Source organism: Arthrobacter ginsengisoli, assembly GCF_031456935.1.
Lineage (GTDB): Bacteria > Actinomycetota > Actinomycetes > Actinomycetales > Micrococcaceae > Arthrobacter > Arthrobacter ginsengisoli.
Map to the genome: position 1 here is coordinate 1 of NZ_JAVDVQ010000009.1, position 18315 is coordinate 18315.

At 67.8% G+C, this 18315-nt stretch carries 15 protein-coding genes and 1 tRNA gene; 6 read left to right on the forward strand and 10 right to left on the reverse strand.

Annotated elements, in window-relative coordinates:
- Positions 1-695: 695 nt before the first annotated feature.
- Positions 696-777, reverse strand: a tRNA-Tyr gene (locus J2X01_RS11765).
- 150 nt (positions 778-927) lie between these two features.
- Positions 928-1182, reverse strand: a complete 255-nt coding sequence (locus J2X01_RS11770) for a hypothetical protein (protein ID WP_310057229.1) — start codon at positions 1180-1182, stop codon at positions 928-930.
- 214 nt (positions 1183-1396) lie between these two features.
- Here J2X01_RS11770 and J2X01_RS11775 point away from each other — a divergent pair, with 214 nt between their 5' ends.
- The 4 genes from J2X01_RS11775 to efeB all read left to right on the forward strand — a co-directional run bounded on the left by J2X01_RS11775 (position 1397) and on the right by efeB (position 5569).
- Positions 1397-1888 (forward strand): YajQ family cyclic di-GMP-binding protein, encoded by a 492-nt coding sequence (locus J2X01_RS11775; RefSeq protein ID WP_310057231.1) that lies wholly within the window; start codon positions 1397-1399, stop codon positions 1886-1888.
- Between the two features lie 276 nt (positions 1889-2164).
- Positions 2165-3022, forward strand: a complete 858-nt coding sequence (gene efeU, locus J2X01_RS11780) for an iron uptake transporter permease EfeU (protein WP_310057233.1) — start codon at positions 2165-2167, stop codon at positions 3020-3022.
- A 40-nt stretch (positions 3023-3062) separates the two neighbouring features.
- A complete protein-coding gene (efeO, locus tag J2X01_RS11785; RefSeq protein ID WP_310057235.1) occupies positions 3063-4265 on the forward strand; it encodes an iron uptake system protein EfeO in 1203 nt (400 codons plus the stop codon).
- Positions 4266-4291: 26 nt separating this feature from the next.
- Positions 4292-5569, forward strand: a complete 1278-nt coding sequence (efeB, locus tag J2X01_RS11790) for an iron uptake transporter deferrochelatase/peroxidase subunit (RefSeq protein ID WP_310057240.1) — start codon at positions 4292-4294, stop codon at positions 5567-5569.
- 7 nt (positions 5570-5576) lie between these two features.
- Here efeB and htpX read toward each other — a convergent pair whose 3' ends face one another.
- Positions 5577-6446: a zinc metalloprotease HtpX gene (gene htpX, locus J2X01_RS11795; protein WP_310057242.1), complete on the reverse strand. Its 870-nt coding sequence runs from the start codon at positions 6444-6446 to the stop codon at positions 5577-5579.
- A gap of 50 nt (positions 6447-6496) precedes the next feature.
- Positions 6497-7768, reverse strand: a complete 1272-nt coding sequence (locus J2X01_RS11800) for an MFS transporter (protein WP_310057245.1) — start codon at positions 7766-7768, stop codon at positions 6497-6499.
- Positions 7769-7849: 81 nt separating this feature from the next.
- On the opposite strand from J2X01_RS11800, the gene J2X01_RS11805 reads away from it, so the two are divergent.
- A complete protein-coding gene (locus J2X01_RS11805) occupies positions 7850-8320 on the forward strand; it encodes a Fur family transcriptional regulator (RefSeq protein ID WP_310057248.1) in 471 nt (156 codons plus the stop codon).
- Positions 8321-8339: 19 nt separating this feature from the next.
- Positions 8340-9848, forward strand: a complete 1509-nt coding sequence (locus J2X01_RS11810; RefSeq protein WP_310057251.1) for a catalase — start codon at positions 8340-8342, stop codon at positions 9846-9848.
- A gap of 190 nt (positions 9849-10038) precedes the next feature.
- Here J2X01_RS11810 and J2X01_RS11815 read toward each other — a convergent pair whose 3' ends face one another.
- From J2X01_RS11815 to J2X01_RS11840, 6 genes are all read right to left on the reverse strand, one after another.
- Positions 10039-11601: an amino acid permease gene (locus tag J2X01_RS11815; protein ID WP_310057253.1), complete on the reverse strand. Its 1563-nt coding sequence runs from the start codon at positions 11599-11601 to the stop codon at positions 10039-10041.
- 209 nt (positions 11602-11810) lie between these two features.
- Entirely contained in the window at positions 11811-12218 is a 408-nt protein-coding gene (locus tag J2X01_RS11820) for a DUF779 domain-containing protein (protein ID WP_310057256.1), read from the reverse strand.
- 33 nt (positions 12219-12251) lie between these two features.
- Positions 12252-13262 (reverse strand): alcohol dehydrogenase AdhP, encoded by a 1011-nt coding sequence (gene adhP, locus J2X01_RS11825; protein ID WP_310057635.1) that lies wholly within the window; start codon positions 13260-13262, stop codon positions 12252-12254.
- A 158-nt stretch (positions 13263-13420) separates the two neighbouring features.
- The gene (gene exaC, locus J2X01_RS11830; protein WP_310057260.1) at positions 13421-14947 is read right to left on the reverse strand and encodes an acetaldehyde dehydrogenase ExaC; all 1527 of its coding nucleotides are present in this window, start codon (positions 14945-14947) and stop codon (positions 13421-13423) included.
- Between the two features lie 156 nt (positions 14948-15103).
- Positions 15104-16489 carry a GAF domain-containing protein gene (locus J2X01_RS11835; RefSeq protein WP_310057263.1) on the reverse strand — a complete coding sequence of 462 codons (1386 nt, stop codon included), beginning with the start codon at positions 16487-16489 and terminating at the stop codon, positions 15104-15106.
- A 243-nt stretch (positions 16490-16732) separates the two neighbouring features.
- A complete protein-coding gene (locus J2X01_RS11840; protein WP_310057265.1) occupies positions 16733-18169 on the reverse strand; it encodes an FAD-dependent oxidoreductase in 1437 nt (478 codons plus the stop codon).
- Positions 18170-18315 lie beyond the last annotated feature (146 nt).

Consider the following 18315-nt stretch of genomic DNA (forward strand, 5'->3'; position numbering starts at 1 on the left):
CACCGCCGGCGGGACGCTCTGCCGCGGGGTTTCCTGCTTCCGCGGCACCCGACTCTGGCGCGCAGCATGTTCCGCTACGCCTTCGGACCCGCGCTACGCGGATCCGGGGTGCCGCCGTCCGAATGCGCGTCCAGCGTCCGAAACAGGCGCGGAAACTGCGTCCCCGCGGGCACCCTGGGGCTCAAGGCAGCCACCGCCGGCGGGACGCTCTGCCGCGGGGTTTCCTGCTTCCGCGGCACCCGACTCTGGCGCGCAGCATGTTCCGCTACGCCTTCGGACCCGCGCTGGGCGGATCCGGGGTGCCGCCGTCCGAATCCGCGGCCCGCGTCCGAAACAGGCGCGGAAACTGGGTCCTGGCGGGCACTCCGCACGGGGGCAGGGAAGAAAAAGGTGGCAGAGGAGGGACTCGAACCGCCGAAGGCGTTGCCAGCCGAGCACCCTGGGGTTCAAAGCCTCCACCGCCGGCTGGACGCTCTGCCGCGGGGTTTCCTGCTTCCGCGGCACCCGACTCTGGCGCTCAGCATGTTCCGCTACGCATTAGGACGCGCGCTACGCGGATCCGGGGTGCCGCCGTCCGAATCCGCGGCCCGCGTCCGAAACAGGCGCGGAAACTGCGTCCCCGCGGGCACGCCGGTCTGAGGCAGGGAAAAGAAAAAGCCTCCGGAACCTGTGGGTTCCGGAGGCTTTTCCAAGGGTGGCAGATGAGGGATTCGAACCCCCGTAGGCGTTGCCAGCTGATTTACAGTCAGCCCCCTTTGGCCGCTCGGGTAATCTGCCGAACTTCAAAAGAAGATCACTCGCGGCTTCCTTGGTCGGAACGGCCGTTTCCGGTTCGTTCCGCTTCCAGTAACCGCGGGCAAGACAACTTTACAGAACTTATGCCGAAGAATCGAATCGGCGCTTTTTGGCCCCAAAAAGCCCGGAAAATCAGGCTTCTCCGAGGATGCGGCCAGCGAGTTTGGACTCAAACCGGGCCGCCTGCTCCTCCGTGATCTGGTTCAACTGGACGGCGCGTGCCAGATCAGTGTGGACGCCGTCGAGCCTGGACGAGGCATCCGCGGCCGGGCTGAAGATGATCGAGGCGGCCAGCGTTGCGGCTGCCACCGACGTCGCGGCCGTGGCGATCCCGCCTGCGGCGGCTGCGGTGGATCGGATGACATACCGGACGGCTTGATTCTGCATGAGCTCTGCCTTTCGAACGACTCTTCCAACTCCTCCAACTCTGCCGCACGAACCTTCGTTCCCGCCCGGACTCAGCTTTGAGCGGACTGTGAACCGAAGCGGGGTGTGAACCGAACGCCGCCGCCCGGCCTTCACATCAGGGGCATCCGTACTAGGCTGGATTGCAGACACCACGGCCCCCACCGGGCACCCCCCAACCATCAGGAGGACAGTCATGGCAGGCGAATCAACATTCGACGTCGTCAGCAAGGTCGACAAGCAGGAAGTCGCCAATGCGCTGCACCAGGCGCAGAAGGAACTGGTCCAGCGTTACGACTTCAAGGGCGTCGGTGCCGAGGTCGATTTCAGCGGCGAGAAGATCCTGATGAAGGCGAACTCCGAGGAGCGTGTGCTCGCCGTCCTGGACGTGCTGCAGTCCAAGCTCATCCGCCGCGGCATCTCCCTGAAGTCGCTCGACACGGGCGAGCCGTACCCTTCCGGCAAGGAGTTCCGGCTTGAGGCCACCATCAAGGAGGGCATCGCCCAGGACCTGGCCAAGAAGATCAACAAGCTCATTCGCGACGAGGCCCCCAAGTCGGTCAAGTCGCAGATCCAGGGCGACGAACTCCGCGTGACCTCCAAGTCCCGCGACGACCTCCAGGAGACCATGAACCTGCTGAAGGGCTTCGACGAGGCCGACCTGCAGTTCGTGAACTTCCGCAGCTAGCGGACGCACTTCCGGCGCAGAGCGGCGCGCAAGGGTCCGGGGGCCACCAAGATTTGGTGGCCCCCGGACCCTTCTTGCATTCCCCGGCTTGGCGTTCCCGGATCTTGCGTGCCGGATCGGGCGTTTCCGGGATCTTCCGCATCCCCTGCCGTTCCGCAATTGCCCATCGAAGTTCTTAATTAGGGCACGGAAATTTTGCTTAATGCCCGGACGTGGGTAATCTTCCAGGTTAGGTAAGCCTATGCTTGGTTCCGACATCCCGAGGGCACACAGAACATGACCGCAAACTTTTTGATTGGCCTGCGCGAAGGCCTTGAAGCATCCCTGATCGTGGTGCTGCTTCTCGCGTACGTGGTCAAGACCGGACGCCGCCACCTCATCCCGCGCATTTGGGCCGGCGTCGGAATCGCCGTCGCGCTCTCCCTCGGCTTCGGCGCGCTGCTGACCTTCGGCCCGCGCGGCCTGACCTTCGAGGCCCAGGAGGCCATCGGCGGGAGCCTGTCCATCGTGGCGGTCGGGCTGGTCACGTGGATAGTGTTCTGGATGGCCAGGACCGCCCGCTCGCTCGGAGCGGACCTGCGCCACCAGGTCGACCGGGCCGCAGGCGGCGCCGGCTGGGGACTCGTGGTCGTCGCCGCCCTCGCCGTTGGCCGCGAAGGCCTGGAAACTGCCCTCTTCCTGTGGGCCGCCGCCCAGGCCACCGGCGCCTCCACCGTGCCGCTGCTGGGCGCGCTGCTGGGGCTCCTGGTCGCCGCCGGGCTGGGCTACCTCCTGCACCGCGGCGTGCTCAAGGTCAACCTTTCCCGCTTCTTCACCTGGACCGGTGCCGCGCTGATCGTCATCGCCGGCGGCGTGCTCGCCTACGGCGTCCACGACCTGCAGGAGGCCGGCATCCTGCCCGGGCTGCATGCGCTGGCCTTCGACGTCTCGGCGGCAGTCCCGCCGTCGTCCTGGTACGGGACGCTGCTGAAGGGGACGCTGAACTTCTCCCCGGCCACCACGTGGCTCGAAGCCTCCGCCTGGGTTCTCTACGTCGCGCCGACCATGTACCTCTACCTCACTGCACACCGGCGGGGCGTTCGCCGCGCTGCCGCCCGCACCGCCGCCCAGCCGGTCGGGGCCTCCAACACCTAGCCGCACCTCCGCCGTTTTCCCTCCACCCAAGGACTCCCTGATGACTGCTTCCCCCCGCCCCGCCCACCAGCGGACCCCGCGCCGCTTCCGTTCCGGCCTGAACCTGCTCGCCGGCGCGGTCCTGATCCCGCTGGCCCTGGCCGGCTGCACCGACAACTCCCAGCCGTCGTCGTCGGCCAGCGACGGACCTGTCACGGTGTCCAGCACCGGCGACGCGTGCCAGGTCTCCACCGCGGAGGCCCCCAGCGGCAACCTCACCTTTTCGGTGAAGAACGACGGCGACCAGGTCACCGAGTTCTACCTCCTCGCCGAGGACGGGCTCCGCATCATCGCCGAGGTGGAAAACATCGGCCCCGGCATCAGCCGCAACCTGGTGGTCACCGCGCCCGCCGGGCGGTATGTCACCGCCTGCAAGCCGGGGATGGAGGGCGACGGCATCCGGTCCGCCTTCACCGTCACGGACTCCGGCACCGCCGTCACCGTCGACACGGACCTGCAGAAGCTGCGCGATACGGCAACAGCCCAGTACACCGCCTACGTGAAGGACCAGACGGAGCAGCTGCTGGCCGCCACCCGGACCTTCGCCGAGGCGTTCGCCGCCGGCGACACGGACAAAGCCCGCGCACTGTATGCCTCGACCCGGCTGCATTGGGAGCGGATCGAGCCGGTCGCCGAGTCCTTCGGTGACCTCGACCCCAAACTGGACCTGCGCGAGGCAGACCTGCAGCCGGGCGAAGCCTGGACCGGCTGGCACCGTGCCGAGAAGGACCTGTTCCCGCCCGCCGACTACACCGCCATGACCGCCGCCGAACGGGCCGGGATCGCGGCCGCGCTGGTGACGGACACCGAAGACCTCTTCACCCGCACACGCACCGTGGAGCTCACCGCCGACAAGCTCGGCAACGGCGCCAAGGAGCTGCTGGACGAAGTGGCCACCGGCAAGGTCACCGGCGAAGAGGAAGCCTGGTCGCACACCGACCTGTGGGACTTCCAGGCCAACGTGGACGGCGCACGGATCGCGTTCGAGAACCTGCGCCCGGTGCTTGACCAGAAGCAGCCGGAGCTGGCCGAGGAACTGGAGACCAAGTTCGCGGCGCTGCAGACTGAACTGTCCAAGTACGCCAAGGGGGACGGGTTCGTTTACTACAACGAGCTCACCCCTGAGCAGGTGCAGAAGCTGGCGACCCTGGTGGACTCCCTGGGCGAGCCGCTCTCCAACCTGACAGCCGCCGTCGTTCTCTAAGCGACCAATCCCCTAAGCAGGCAACAATGACGAAAGTAACACGCCGCGGACTGCTCTCTATGGCCGGGGTTGGCGGGGTGGGGGCCGCCGCCGGCCTCGCGGCCGGGTTCCTGGGCCACGACGCCGTGGCCGGGGCCGAGCCGCCGCCGCAGCCGGACAGCGACACGGTGCCGTTCCACGGCGAACGCCAGGCCGGCATCACGACGCCGGCCCAGGACAGGCTGCATATGGCCGCCTTCGATGTGGTCACCGAAGACCGCGACGAGCTCATTGCCCTGCTGAAGGACTGGACGGCGGCCGCGGCCGCGATGACGGCGGGCAAGGAAGCCGGCGCCACCGGCGCCGTCAACGGACCCTACGACGCCCCGCCGGAAGACACCGGCGAGGCCCTGGGCCTGAGCGCGGGCAGGCTGACGCTGACGTTCGGCTTCGGCCCGACGTTGTTCGAAAAGGACGGCACGGCCCGGTTCGGGCTCGAGGGCCGCAGGCCGGCAGCCCTGATCGATCTGCCGCATTTCCCGGGCGACGACCTGCAGGAACAGCGGACGGGCGGGGACCTGGTGGTCCAGGCCTGCTCCGACGACCCGCAGGTGGCAGTCCATGCCATCCGGAACCTGGCGCGCATTGCCTTTGGGAAGGCGCACGTCCGCTGGTCGCAGCTGGGCTTCGGACGAACGTCCTCCACCTCGCGGGCGCAGCAAACGCCGCGGAACCTCTTTGGTTTCAAGGACGGCACCAACAACGTGAAGGCCGAAGACGGGGGGCTGCTGGACGAGCATGTCTGGGTGCCCGCCGGGGCACCGGCCCCGGAGGCGTGGATGGAGGGCGGCAGCTATCTGGTGGCGCGCCGGATCCGGATGCATATCGAGATCTGGGACCGGACGTCGCTGCGGGAGCAGGAAGGCCTGATCGGCAGAACCAAGGCGGAGGGCGCCCCGCTCTCCGGGGGCACCGAATTCACGGCTCCGGACTTCGGGGCCAAGGGCTGGGCGGACGCGCCGCTGATCGCCACCGACGCCCACGTCCGGATTGCCCACCCGTCGCAGAACAGCGGCGTGCGGATGCTGCGCCGCGGCTACAACTTCACCGACGGATCAGACGGGCTGGGGCACCTGGACGCCGGCCTGTTCTTCATCGCCTTCGTGACGGACCCGCGCACCCACTACGTGCCCATGCAGTCGGCGATGGCCCGGCAGGACTCGCTGTCCGTGGAGTACCTGGTGCACACGGGCTCTGGCCTGTTTGCTGTCCCGCCCGGCGTCCGTCCCGGCGGCTACGTGGGCGAAGGGCTGTTCCCGGCGTAGGGGCCGGCTAGGCCAGCGGGCGGCCGGCCATCCGCTCGAGCCGGCCGATCCGTTCGCTCATCGGCGGGTGCGTGGAGAACATTTTCGCGACCCCGCCGCCGCGGAACGGGTTCGCGATCATCAGATGCGAGGCGTTGACCAGCCGCTGGTCCTGCGGCAGCGGTGCCAGCTGCACACCGTGCTCGATCTTGCGCAGGGCCGAGGCGAGCGCCAGCGGGTCGCCCGTGAGCTTGGACCCGTCCTCGTCGGCGTCGAACTCCCGGGTGCGGGAGATGGCCATCTGGATCAGCGACGCAGCAAACGGGGCCAGCAGCGCCATCGCGATCGCCGCGATCGGGTTGGCGTTGCGCCGGTCCCCGCCGCCGAAGAGCAAGAACATCTGCGCCACCGAGGTGATGACGCCGGCGACGGCGGCGGCCACCGAGGAGGTCAGGATGTCCCGGTTGTACACGTGCATCAGCTCGTGGCCCAGCACACCGCGGAGTTCCCGGGCGTCCAGCAGCCGCAGGATCCCTTCGGTGCAGCACACCGCGGCGTTCTGCGGGTTCCGGCCGGTCGCGAAGGCATTCGGGGCCATCGTCGGCGAGAGGTAGATCCGCGGCATCGGCTGCTGCGCCGTGGCGGAGAGCTCCCGGACGATCTGGTGGAGCTGGGGCGCCTCGGCCTCCGTCACGGGATAGGCCTGCATGGAGCGGATGGCGATTTTGTCACTGTTCCAGTAGCCATAAGCCGTGGTGGCGACGCCGATCAGGGCCATGATCCAGATCGGCGCGGCGCTGCGCATGCTGGAGGCCATCAGCGCCCCGAGGCCCAGCAGCACTGCCCACAGCACGCCGAAAAGGGCGGCGGTCTTCAGTCCGTTGTGATGCTGATGCACTTTTCCTCCAGAAGTCGTCCCACTGTGGATTCACACCCAAAAACGTCCGGCTACGGCACCGGGTTCCGCGCGTCGTACTTCAGGAAGCCCGACTGGCAGTGCGCCACGGTCCAGGCCACCGCGATGCACAGCAGGCCGCCCGCAAGCAGGACCCAGCCCTCATTCAAAATTTTAGTCCCACCGCCGGCGAGCATGTCCCCCACGCGGGGTCCGCCGGCCACGACCACAATGAACACGCCCTGCAGCCGGCCGCGCAGGTGGTCCGGCGCGGCCGCCTGCAGGATCGTGGTCCGGAAGACGGCACTGACGGAGTCGGCGATTCCGGCCATGCCGCAGCACAGGGCGGCCGGCAGCAGCCACCACGTCACGCCCCCGGCGCCGGCGCTCCCGGCGAGCACCACGACCAGGCCAAAACCGGCAATCGAGGCGCCCCAGCCCATCACGGACCAGACGACGGCGGCGCCCTGCCGCCGCACCGCCCCCAGCGGCCCGGAGAACAGGCCGGCCAGGAACGCGCCGACGGCGGTGGCGGCGAGCAGGATCCCTACCGTGGTTTCGCCGCCGCCGATCATCACGGCGCCGATCGCGGGCAGCAGCGCCCGAGGCTGGGCGAAGATCATGGCGACCAGGTCGACGACGAAGGTCATCCGCAGGTTGGGGCGGGTCCCCAGGAAGCGGAAGCCCTCGACGACGGAGCGCAGCCCCGCGCGCCGGGCATGTTCCCCGGGCGGCATGGCCGGCAGCTTCAGCAGCGCCCACAACGCGAAGGCGAAGGTGGCGACGTCGATCGTGTAGGTCCAGGCAAAACCCACCGTGGCCACCAGCAGCCCGGCCAGCAGCGGCCCGGCGGTCAGGGTGAGCCCGAAGCTGATCATGCTCAGCGCGTTGGCGGCCGGCAGGAGCTCCTTGCGGACCAGCACCGGAATGATCGCGCTGCGGGCCGGCTGGTTGATGGCCTGCGCCCCGCTTTGCACCGCGACCAGGACGTACAGTAGCCAGACGTTCCCCAGCTGCAGCCAGGCCTGCAGGGCGAGGCAGGCGGTGGTCAGCCACAGCACCGAGGAGGCCAGCAGGGCCACCGTGCGGCGGTCGTGGGCATCCGCGATCGAGCCGCCGAGCAGGCCGCCGAAGACCAGCGGGACGAGGGCGAAGATGCTCAGCAGGCCGACGTAGAGGCTGTCCTGGGTGAGCCGGTAGACCTCCAGGCTCACGGCCACCAGGGTCAGCTGGCTGCCCACTGCCGCGACAGCGGATCCCAGCCACAGGCGGCGAAACGCCGGACTCTCGCGCAAGGGCGTGAAGTCCGCCAGATATTTCCCCACCCGGATACTCTAGTGGCGCCGCCGCGGCGTCATAGGCGCGCCTTATTATGATCGACTCATAATAAGTGATTGAATGGGGGCATGACGGATTCGATGGGCACGCACGAAGCATGGGCCGCGGCCCTGCATGCCCACGGCCGCCGGGTGACCAAACAGCGGCTGGCCGTGCTGGCCGCCGTCGAGCACCACCCGCATTCCCCCGCCGAGCAGATCCTCGCCGCCGCCCGCCAGGAACTTCCCGAGCTGACCGCGCAGTCCGTATACGTGGTCCTGGGCGATCTGACCGATCTGCAGATGCTGCGCCGCTTCGAGCCGCCGCACTCCCCCGCCCTGTACGAGACGCGGGTGGGCGACAACCACCACCACGCCGTCTGCATCAGCTGCGGGCGGGTGGAGGATGTCGAATGCGCCGTCGGCCACGCGCCGTGCCTGACGCCAAGCTGGGACGAGAACAGCAGGCCGATGACCATCCAGATCGCCGACGTGCTGTACCAGGGCATCTGCGAGGACTGCCAGCGCACCCAAAAACTTCCCTCCACAACAGACAAGTAAGTAACGACAAAGGAGAATGATGACAGCGAACCTTTCTGCGCCCATCACGCATACTGCGACCACAACCCAGACCGGTGCCCCCGTCGCTTCCGACGAGCACTCGCTGACTGCCGGTGCCGACGGCGCCACCGCCCTGCACGACCGGTACCTGGTCGAGAAGCTGGCACAGTTCAACCGCGAGCGGATCCCGGAGCGCATCGTGCACGCCAAGGGCGGCGGCGCCTTCGGTACCTTCACGGTGACCGGCGACGTATCCCGCTACACCCGCGTGGCTGCCTTCCAGCCGGGCGCCCAGGTCGGCACGGCCATCCGTTTCTCCTCCGTGGCCGGCGAGCAGGGCTCCCCCGACACCTGGCGTGACGTCCGCGGTTTCGCGACCCGTTTCTACACCCCCGAGGGCAACCTAGACATCGTGGGCAACAACACCCCCGTGTTCTTCATCAAGGACGGCATTAAGTTCCCGGACTTCATCCACTCGCAGAAGCGCCTGCCGGGCTCCGGCCTGCGCGACGCCGACATGCAGTGGGACTTCTGGACCCTCTCCCCCGAGTCGGCCCACCAGGTCACCTACCTCATGGGCGACCGCGGCCTGCCCCGCTCCTGGCGCGAGATGCACGGCTTCTCCTCGCACACCTACCTGTGGACCAACGCCGAGGGCGCACGCTTCTGGGTCAAGTACCACTTCCGCTCCAACCAGGGCGAGCACAACATCACCAACGAACAGGCTGAGCAGCTGGCCGGCGCCGACGCCGACTACTACCGCCGCGACCTTTACGAGGCCATCGCCGAGGGCAACTTCCCCAGCTGGGACCTGCACGTCCAGGTCATGCCGTACGAGGACGCCAAGACGTACCGCTTCAACCCGTTCGACCTGACCAAGGTCTGGCCGCACGCGGACTACCCGCTGGTCGAGGTTGGCCGCTTCGAGCTGAACCGCAACCCGGAGAACTTCTTCGCCGAGATCGAGCAGATCACCCTGTCCCCCGCGAACGTCGTTCCGGGCCACGACATCTCCCCGGACAAGATGCTGATGGCACGGGTGTTCTCCTACCCGGACGCTCAGCGCTACCGCGTTGGCACCAACTTCAACGAGGTGCCGGTCAACCGTCCGATCTCGCCGGTGAACAACTACTCGCAGGACGGCTCGCTGCGCCACGGCTACAAGCCGGCGGCCGCCCCGGTCTACGCGCCGAATTCCTTCGGCGGCCCCGTGGCCGACCCGGCCCGCGCGGCTGAGGGTTCCTGGGAGTTCGACGGCGCGCTGGTGCGCACCGCTGCGACCCTGCACTCCGAGGACAGCGACTTCGGCCAGGCCGGCACGCTGTACCGCGAGGTCTACGATGACGCGGCCAAGGCCCGCTTCCTCGAAACCATCACCGGTGCCGTGAGCGGCGTCCAGAACCCCGGCATCAAGGAACGCGCCATCCAGTACTGGACCAACGTCGACGCCGAGCTTGGCGCCAAGCTGCGGGCCAACCTGGGCGCAGCCGCTGTCTCCGACGCCGAGGCCGCCAACAAGATCGGCTAATCAGTTTCGGACGAACGAAAACACCCCGCCACGGATCAATTGTGGCGGGGTGTTTTGTTTGGTGCCGGTGCGCCTCAGACGACGTCCGCGCCCGAGGAACACACCGCGAGCGCCCACATAGCGACAACAACGGGGTCATGTACGGCCCGCCCCTCCGGACGGGCCGTACATGACCCCGCGTTGCGGTTATTTAGGAGCGGGTGAGGGTGGCGTCCGGCTCGGCGTCCTCGGCGTCGGCGGCCGCACTCTTGGCGGGTCCGTTGACGGAGGCTCTGGCCGCTGCGAATTTCTCGTTCAGCCGGGAGTGTCGCTGGCCGTAAGAGAAGTAGATGGCTATGCCGATCACGAGCCAGATGGCGAAGAAGATCCAGGTCTCAACGGCCAGGTTTGTCATGAGGTACAGGCACAGGACGGCGGAGACGATCGGGAGCACCTTGCCCAACGGCACCCGGAAGGCGGGCTTGAGGTCCGGGCGCTTCTTGCGCAGCACGAGCACGCCGATGCTCACCGTCACGAACGCGGACAGCGTGCCGATGTTGATCATTTCCTCCAGCAGGTCCACGTTGGTGAGCCCGGCCACCACCGCGACAGCGGCGCCGCAGATGATCTGCAGGCGGACCGGCGTCGCACGGATGGTGCTGGTCCTGGACAGCGAGCGCGGCAGCAGGCCGTCGCGGCTCATGGCCAGCACCACGCGGGAGAGGCCCATCAGCAGCACCATGATCACGGTGGTCAGGCCCACGAGGGAGCCGAAGGCGATGATCTTGGCGGCGTCGGTGTTGCCCACGGCCTCAAACGCCGTGGTGAGGGTCGGGTTCTCGGCCTCGGCCAGCTGGGTGTAGGACACCATGCCGGTCAGGGCCAGGGACACCAGGATGTAGAGCACCGTGACGACGGCGAGGCCGCCGAAGATGCCGCGGGGCAGGGTCTTCTGCGGGTTCTTGACCTCCTCGGCCGAGGTGGCCACGACGTCGAACCCGATGAACGCGAAGAAGACCAGGGCAGCGCCGGCGAAGATTCCGAGCGTGCCGTACTGTGCGGGGGCCGCGCCGGTGAGGAAGGCGAAGAAGGACTGCTTCATAACGTCGGCGGCGCCGGTGCCGCCGGTCGGCACGGACGTGGGAACGAACGGTGCGTAGTTCTCGAACTTCACGTAGCTGAAGCCGACCACGATCACAAAGAGCACAACGCCGATCTTGATCAGCGTGAAGATGTTGCCGACGCGGGCGGACAGCTTCGTCCCCAGCACCAGCAGCACGGTGAACACGGCGACGATCAGGAAGGCGCCCCAGTAAAGGTCCACCCCGCCCAGGGAGATCGACGGCGGGATGTCCACGCCCATCAGCGCGAACACCTTGCTCAGGTAGATGCCCCAGTACTTGGCGATCACCGCGCCGGCGGTGAACAGCTCGAGGATGAGGTTCCAGCCGATGATCCAGGCCAGCAGCTCGCCCATGGTGGCGTAGGTGAAGACGTAGGCGGAGCCGGCAACGGGGATCGCGGTGGCGAACTCGGCGTAGCACATGATTGCCAGCGCACAGGTGACGGCGGCAATGGCGAAGGACAGGGTCACGGCGGGGCCGGCGAAGTTTGCTGCAGCCTTGGCTCCGACCGAGAAGATCCCGGCGCCGACAGCAACGGCGACGCCCATGATCATCAGGTCCCAGGAGCTGAGCGAGCGCTTCAGCTTGCGTCCCGGTTCATCGGCGTCCGCCATGGACTGCTCGATCGACTTGGTCCGGAATAGGTTCATAGGAAGGTCCAAAATTCTCGGTAGCTTGATGGAAACAGACCTATCCATAGTAGTGTCCATCCACTGGACGGCCAGATTTATCCCACAATGTGAGACTCCTGTGGTGAAGCCGCAGGTGGGACGGGCGGAGCCCGGACGCCACTGGCGGGACGCAAAAGCGGGCCGTGCAGGTTCCCCTGCACGGCCCGCCCGGGCGCAGCCCCTCCGGTTTAGACCGGCCAGTCCATCAGCGTGGACCGGATCAGGAACCGTTTGCCTTCCGGCGCTTCTACCGAGAATCCGCTCCCCCGGCCCGGGACCACGTCCACGGTCAGGTGCGTGTGGCTCCAGTAGTTGAATTGCTCCTTCGACATCCAGAACTCAATCGGCTGCGGCTGCAGGCCGTCGGAGATGTCGAACAGGCCCAGCTGCACATCCGAGTCCCCGGTGATGAACTCCCCGGTGGGGTAGCACATCGGCGAGGATCCGTCGCAGCAGCCGCCGGACTGGTGGAACATCAGCGGACCGTGCTGGAGCCACAGGGTGCGCAGCAGTTCCACCGCCACGGGGGTGAGTGCCACCCGGGAGAAGTCCTCCCCGGGAACGGTCACGGCGGCGTCGAGCTTGGTCGGTGGCATCAGAGTCCTTTCTTCATCAGTACCTGATGACCATCAGTACTTGATGACCACGCGGCCGTCGATCTTGGCGTGCTTCATCTCGTCGAGGACGTCGTTCACTTCGGAGAGCTCGCGGGTGGAGACGGTGGGGTGGATCTTGCCCTCGGCATAGAACTCCAGCGCCTCCTGCAGGTCCTGCCGGGTTCCCACGATGGAGCCGCGGACGGTCAGGCCCTTGAGCACAATCTCGAAGATCGGTGCCGGAAAGTCTCCCGGCGGCAGGCCGTTGAACACAATCGTTCCGCCGCGGCGGGCCATCCCGATCGCCTGGCCGAATGCTGACGGGTGCACTGCCGTGACCAGGACTCCATGACAACCTCCGGTTTCGCGCTGAATGACTTCAGCGGGATCTTCATGCAGGGCATTGACGGTCAGTTCCGCACCGTGCTTCTTGGCCAGGGCGAGCTTGTCATCGGCGATATCCACCGCAGCCACCCGGAGGCCCATGGCAACCGCGTACTGGACGGCGATGTGGCCGAGCCCGCCGATGCCCGAGATCGTGACCCACTGGCCGGGCCGCGCCTCGGTCATCTTGAGTCCCTTGTACACGGTCACTCCGGCGCAAAGCACCGGCGCCACCTCAACAGGGTCCGAGCCGGCCGGGATCCTGGCCGCGAAGCGTGTGTCGACCAGCATGTACTCGCCGAAGGAGCCGTCAACGCTGTAGCCGGCGTTCTGCTGCGCTTCACAGAGGGTTTCCCACCCGGTGCGGCAGTACTGGCAATCACCGCAGGCGGACCAGAGCCAGGCGTTGCCGACGAGGTCCCCAACGGCCAGGTCAGTGACGCCCTCACCGAGGGCCACCACCTCGCCGACGCCTTCGTGGCCGGGGATAAACGGCGGGGTGGGCTTCACCGGCCAGTCGCCTTCCGCGGCGTGCAGGTCGGTATGGCAGACGCCGGTGGTCAGCAGCTTGACGAGTGCCTCGCCGCGGCCCGGTACGGGCACCGGGAGGGTCTGGATCTGCAGGTCCTTGCCGAATTCTGTTACTACTGCGGCGTGCATTGTCGTCGTCGTTGTCGTCATTAGCGAAATCCTTGCGTCATCGGGCGTGGGTGTGGCTAAAAGGGGTGCGCAGTGGACCGGCGGCCTGCCGCGTGGGTGCACTAGTGGTGCGGGCGGGGCGGTCCATCGTGATCCGCCCCGCCCGGGTTTGCTGCGGCTTAGAAGAAGCCGAGTTTGTTCTCGTTGTAGCTGACCAGGAGGTTCTTGGTCTGCTGGTAGTGGTCCAGCATCATCGAGTGGTTCTCGCGGCCGATGCCGGAGGACTTGTAGCCGCCGAACGCCGCGCCTGCCGGGTAGGCGTGGTAGTTGTTCACCCACACGCGGCCAGCCTGGATCTCGCGGCCGGCGCGGTAGGCGACGTTGCCGTTGCGGGACCAGACGCCGGCGCCGAGGCCGTAGAGGGTGTCGTTGGCGATGCCCATGGCGTCGTTGTAGTCGCTGAAGCGGGTCACGGACACGACCGGGCCGAAGATTTCCTCCTGGAAGATCCGCATCTTGTTGTGGCCCTCGAAGACGGTCGGCTGGACGTAGTAGCCGCCGGCCAGGTCGCCGGGCAGTTCGGCCCGGGCGCCGCCGGTGAGGATCTTGGCGCCCTCCTGCTTGCCGATGTCGATGTAGGACAGGATCTTCTCGAGCTGGTCGTTCGAGGCCTGGGCGCCGAGCTGGGTTTCGGTGTCCAGCGGGTTGCCCTGGATGATTTTCTCCACGCGGGCCACGGCGTCGGCCATGAAGGAATCGTAGATGTCCTCCTGGACCAGGGCACGGGACGGGCAGGTGCACACTTCGCCCTGGTTGAAGGCGAACAGTGCGAAGCCTTCCTGTGCCTTGTCGTAGAACGCGTCGTCGGTGTTGTCGGCGACGTCGTTGAAGAAGATGTTGGGGCTCTTGCCGCCCAGTTCCAGCGTGACCGGGATCAGGTTCTGGCTGGCGTACTGGCTGATCAGCCGGCCGGTGGAGGTTTCGCCGGTGAAAGCGATTTTGCGGATCCGGGGGCTGGAGGCCAGCGGCTTGCCGGCCTCGACGCCGAAGCCGTTGACCACGTTGAGGACGCCGGCCGGGAGCAGGTCGCCGATCAGTTCCATCAGGACCAGGATCGAGGACGGGGTCTGCTCGGCCGGCTTGAGGACGACGGCGTTGCCGGCGGCGAGCGCCGGGGCCAGCTTCCAGACGGCCATCAGGATCGGGAAGTTCCAGGGGATGATCTGGCCGACGACGCCGAGTGGCTCGTGGTAGTGGTAGGCGGTGGTGTCGTCGTCGAGCTGGGACAGCCGGCCCTCCTGGGCGCGGACGGCGGAGGCGAAGTAGCGGAAGTGGTCGGCGGCGAGCGGGATGTCCGCGTTGAGGGTTTCGCGGATCGGCTTGCCGTTGTCCCAGGATTCAGCGACGGCGAGCATCTCGAGGTTCTCGTCGATCCGGTCGGCGATCTTGTTCAGGATGGCGGCGCGCTCGGCGACGGAGGTCTTCCCCCAGGAGGGGGCGATCTTGTGCGCGGCGTCCAGCGCCAGCTCAATGTCCTCGGCGGTGCCGCGGGCGACCTCGCAGAAGGCCTTGCCGGTGACCGGGGTGATGTTCTCGAAGTACTGGCCCTTGACCGGGGCCACCCACTCGCCGCCGATGTAGTTCTCGTAGCGGTCCTTGAAGGTGACCTTCGAGCCCTCGGTACCGGGCTGTGCGTAAACAGTCATTGCAGCTCCTTTGCTGTGCACGATGGTGGCGGCCCGTTGCGGGTGCCTCCGATGCGTTCAGCCTAGGAGCGGGGAGGTTGCAGTCAGGTTGCAACCGCGTGACCCGGGTCACTCCGGCGGGTCACTGCGGCGGGACCGGGCGCTGGCTCCGGCGCGTCAGGCGCTCAGTTCCGCCTCGAGCCGTTCCAGGTCAGCCACGACGGCGGCCCGCTTCGGCGAGCGCGGCGGCAGCAGTTTCAGCGCCGCGATTCGGACCTCGACGTCGTCCCTCGCCTCGGGCAGCTCGGCATACCTCAGCAGCGACTCGGCACTGCCGTCCGTCAGCACCGCTTCGCGGAGCAGGGAGGAGACCCGGCTCCGCAGCTCGGCGATGCCGGGGGCCTCGGAGCGGGGCAGGACGGCGCCGCGGTAGATCTCCAGGGCGATCCGGTGGGCGCCGCGCTGCAGGCAGCTCAGGACCTGGCCGGAGTCCGGCACCAGGTCCAGCGGCAGCCGGTAGGGCCGCGAATCCGGAACAGCGGCCGGGTTGAGCTGCTGCAGGACCTTGCGCAGGCGGACCATCTCGGCCCGCAGCGTCATGGTGGAGGCGTCGCCCGCGTACAGGAGGCCACAGAGTTCCTCGGCGTTGAGCCCTTCGGGGTGGGTGCTGAGCAGGGCCAGGATTTCGCTGTGCCGGGCGGACAGTGCCACGGTGCGGCCGTCGATGCTGAGCAGTGCCTGGTCCCGGCCGAGGAGCTGGAGGCTGTTGCGGTACAGGCTGCCTGCCGCCCCGTCACCGTCCCGGCCCGCCGCGGCGGAAGCGCTCCGGCGTCGGGCGGGCGTTGACTGCCTGGCGGCGGCGAGCTGGAGCCGCTCGACGCGGAGATGCGCCTGGGCGGCGGCCACGGTGGCCTCGACCAGGGACAGGGTGTGCGGGGCGACGGCGGACTCGGTGCCGGTGATGTCCACAACGCCCAGCAGGGCACCGGAATCCGGATCGTGGAAGGGGACGGCCGTGCAGCTCCAGGGGTGGACGGAGCGATTGTAGTGTTCGGCGCCGGAGATCTGGATGCCGCGGCCCAGGGCCAGGGCGGTGCCGGGGGCGCTGGTCCCCACGGTCGCTTCGGACCAGTCGGCCCCGGGCACGAACATCATGCCCTCGGCCCGGCGGCGCATCTCGGCGTCGCCTTCGACCCAGAGCAGCCGGCCCACCTCGTCACCCACGGCCACCAGCATGCCACTGTCGTGGCTGGGCAGGACCAGGAGCTTGTGGATGACCGGCATGATGGCGGCCAGCGGGTGCTGCCGCCGGTATTCCTCGAGTTCCTCGCGGTCCATCGCCAGCGGCGCCTCGGGGTTGTCCGGGTTGGCCTGCAGCTGGGCCGAGCGCCGCCACGACTCCTGGATCAGGCGGCTGAGGCCGGGCAGCTGCAGCTCGGCGGGAAAAACGAGTCCCTGGCTGCCCAGCTGCTCGTGGCCGGCGCTGGCATACTTCTGCCGCAACCCTGCGGGGACCCCGTCTGCCGGCGGGAACAGGGCTGCCGGATGGATCGGATTCCTCATTGAACTCCCACCGGACGGGCACGACGGCGTGCCGGAGGCAGCCATGTCAGGTCAAGTGTAGTGCGGGCGCCGGGCCGCCGCCAGAGTCCGGGGTCAGCGCGGTGCACCGTGTCCTGTCCTCGCGGGGATTCCGCGCCGGATTCAGACAGCCGCTGCGTGGATCCGCGTGGCGGCTGTCCGTTTCCGCAGCGGATTCCGCGGCCGGGGCAGTGGGGCAGTGCGGCCGGGGCAGTGGGGCGGGGGTCAGCCGCGGGAGATCTGCACCATGTCCTCGCGCGGAACCACCTTGACGCGTTCGCGCACGATGCCGTTGGCGTCGGCGGAGGCGGTCCACTCTGCGCCGAGGGCCAGTTCCCGGGCGTCGAGCTTGTTCCAGCCTTCCCAGGTGGTGTATTCGATCCCGCGCTCCTCGAGCAGGTCGATGATCGCCTGCGGATCCGGGTTCTGCGCCGGCGGGAGGCTCAGGCGGTCCTCGAGCAGGAAGCCGATCGTTTCCAGCGCGTCACCCTTGGTGTGTCCGATCAGGCCGACGGGGCCGCGCTTGATCCAGCCCGTGGCGTAGATGCCCGGGACGGGGTTGCCCTCGGCGTCGAGCACCCGGCCGCCCTCGTTGGGGATGACGCCGCGGCGCGCGTTGTATTCCAGCTCGTCCAGCGGCGATCCGTGATAGCCGATCGCCCGGTAGACGGCCTGCACCGGGTAGTCGAGGTACTCCCCCGTGCCCTTGACGTTGCCGGTGCCGTCCAGCTGCATGCGTTCGAACTTGATGCCGGTGACCTTGCCGGGGTGCGCGGCGTCGTCGTGGATTTCGACCGGGCTGTGCAGGAAGTGCAGGTGCAGCCGGCGGGAGGACGGTTGCTCGGCCTCGGCGTGTTCCTCGACCAGCCAGTTCGTCAGGGTGTTCACCATGGTGCGGATCTGGTTGTTGCCGCGGATCGCCTCGTCCGAGGCCTCGTCGAACTCGAAGTCCTCCGGGTACAGGACGATGTCGACGTCCCGGGCGTGGGAGAGTTCGCGCAGTTCCAGCGGGGTGAACTTGACCTGGGCCGGTCCGCGGCGGCCGAAGACGTGCACGTCCGTGACCGGGGAGTTCTTGAGGCCTGCATAAACATTGTCCGGGATTTCCGTCACCAGCAGCTCGTCGGCGTGCTTGACCAGCATCCGCGCCACGTCGAGGGCCACGTTGCCGTTGCCGATCACCGCGATCTCCTTGGCCTCGAGCGGCCAGTCGCGCGGAACGTCGGGGTGCCCGTCGTACCAGGAGACGAAATCTGCCCCGCCGAACGACCCCTCGAGCTCGACGCCGGGGATGTCCAGGTCCGCGTCCTTGATGGCGCCGGTGGAGAAGATCACGGCGTCGTAAAAGGCGCGGAAATCGTGCAGGGTCAGGTCGCGGCCGTAGGTGACGTTGCCGAGGAAGCGGATGTCGCCGCGGTCCAGGACCTTGTGCAGCGCGTTGACGATCCCCTTGATCCGGGGATGGTCGGGGGCGACGCCGTAGCGGATCAGGCCGTACGGTGCCGGGTACGCCTCGAACAGGTCGATGCTGACCTCGAAGTCGCCGTCCTTGACCTCGTTGGACTTGGTCAGGATATCCGCGGCGTAGACGCCGGCCGGTCCGGCGCCGACAATCGCAACGCGGAGCGGACGTTTGGACGTGGATTCGGCCGAGTTGGACACCGGGAGCCCTTCTGAGTCTTAGCGGCTGCGCCTATTCATGCAGCGCACAAGCTCCTATTCTAAATGTCCGCGGTAAGGAACGGGCGCTTCGGTGACCGACACCGCGGGGATCCGCGACCGGCGCCGGGCGCATCGGATCCGAAAGG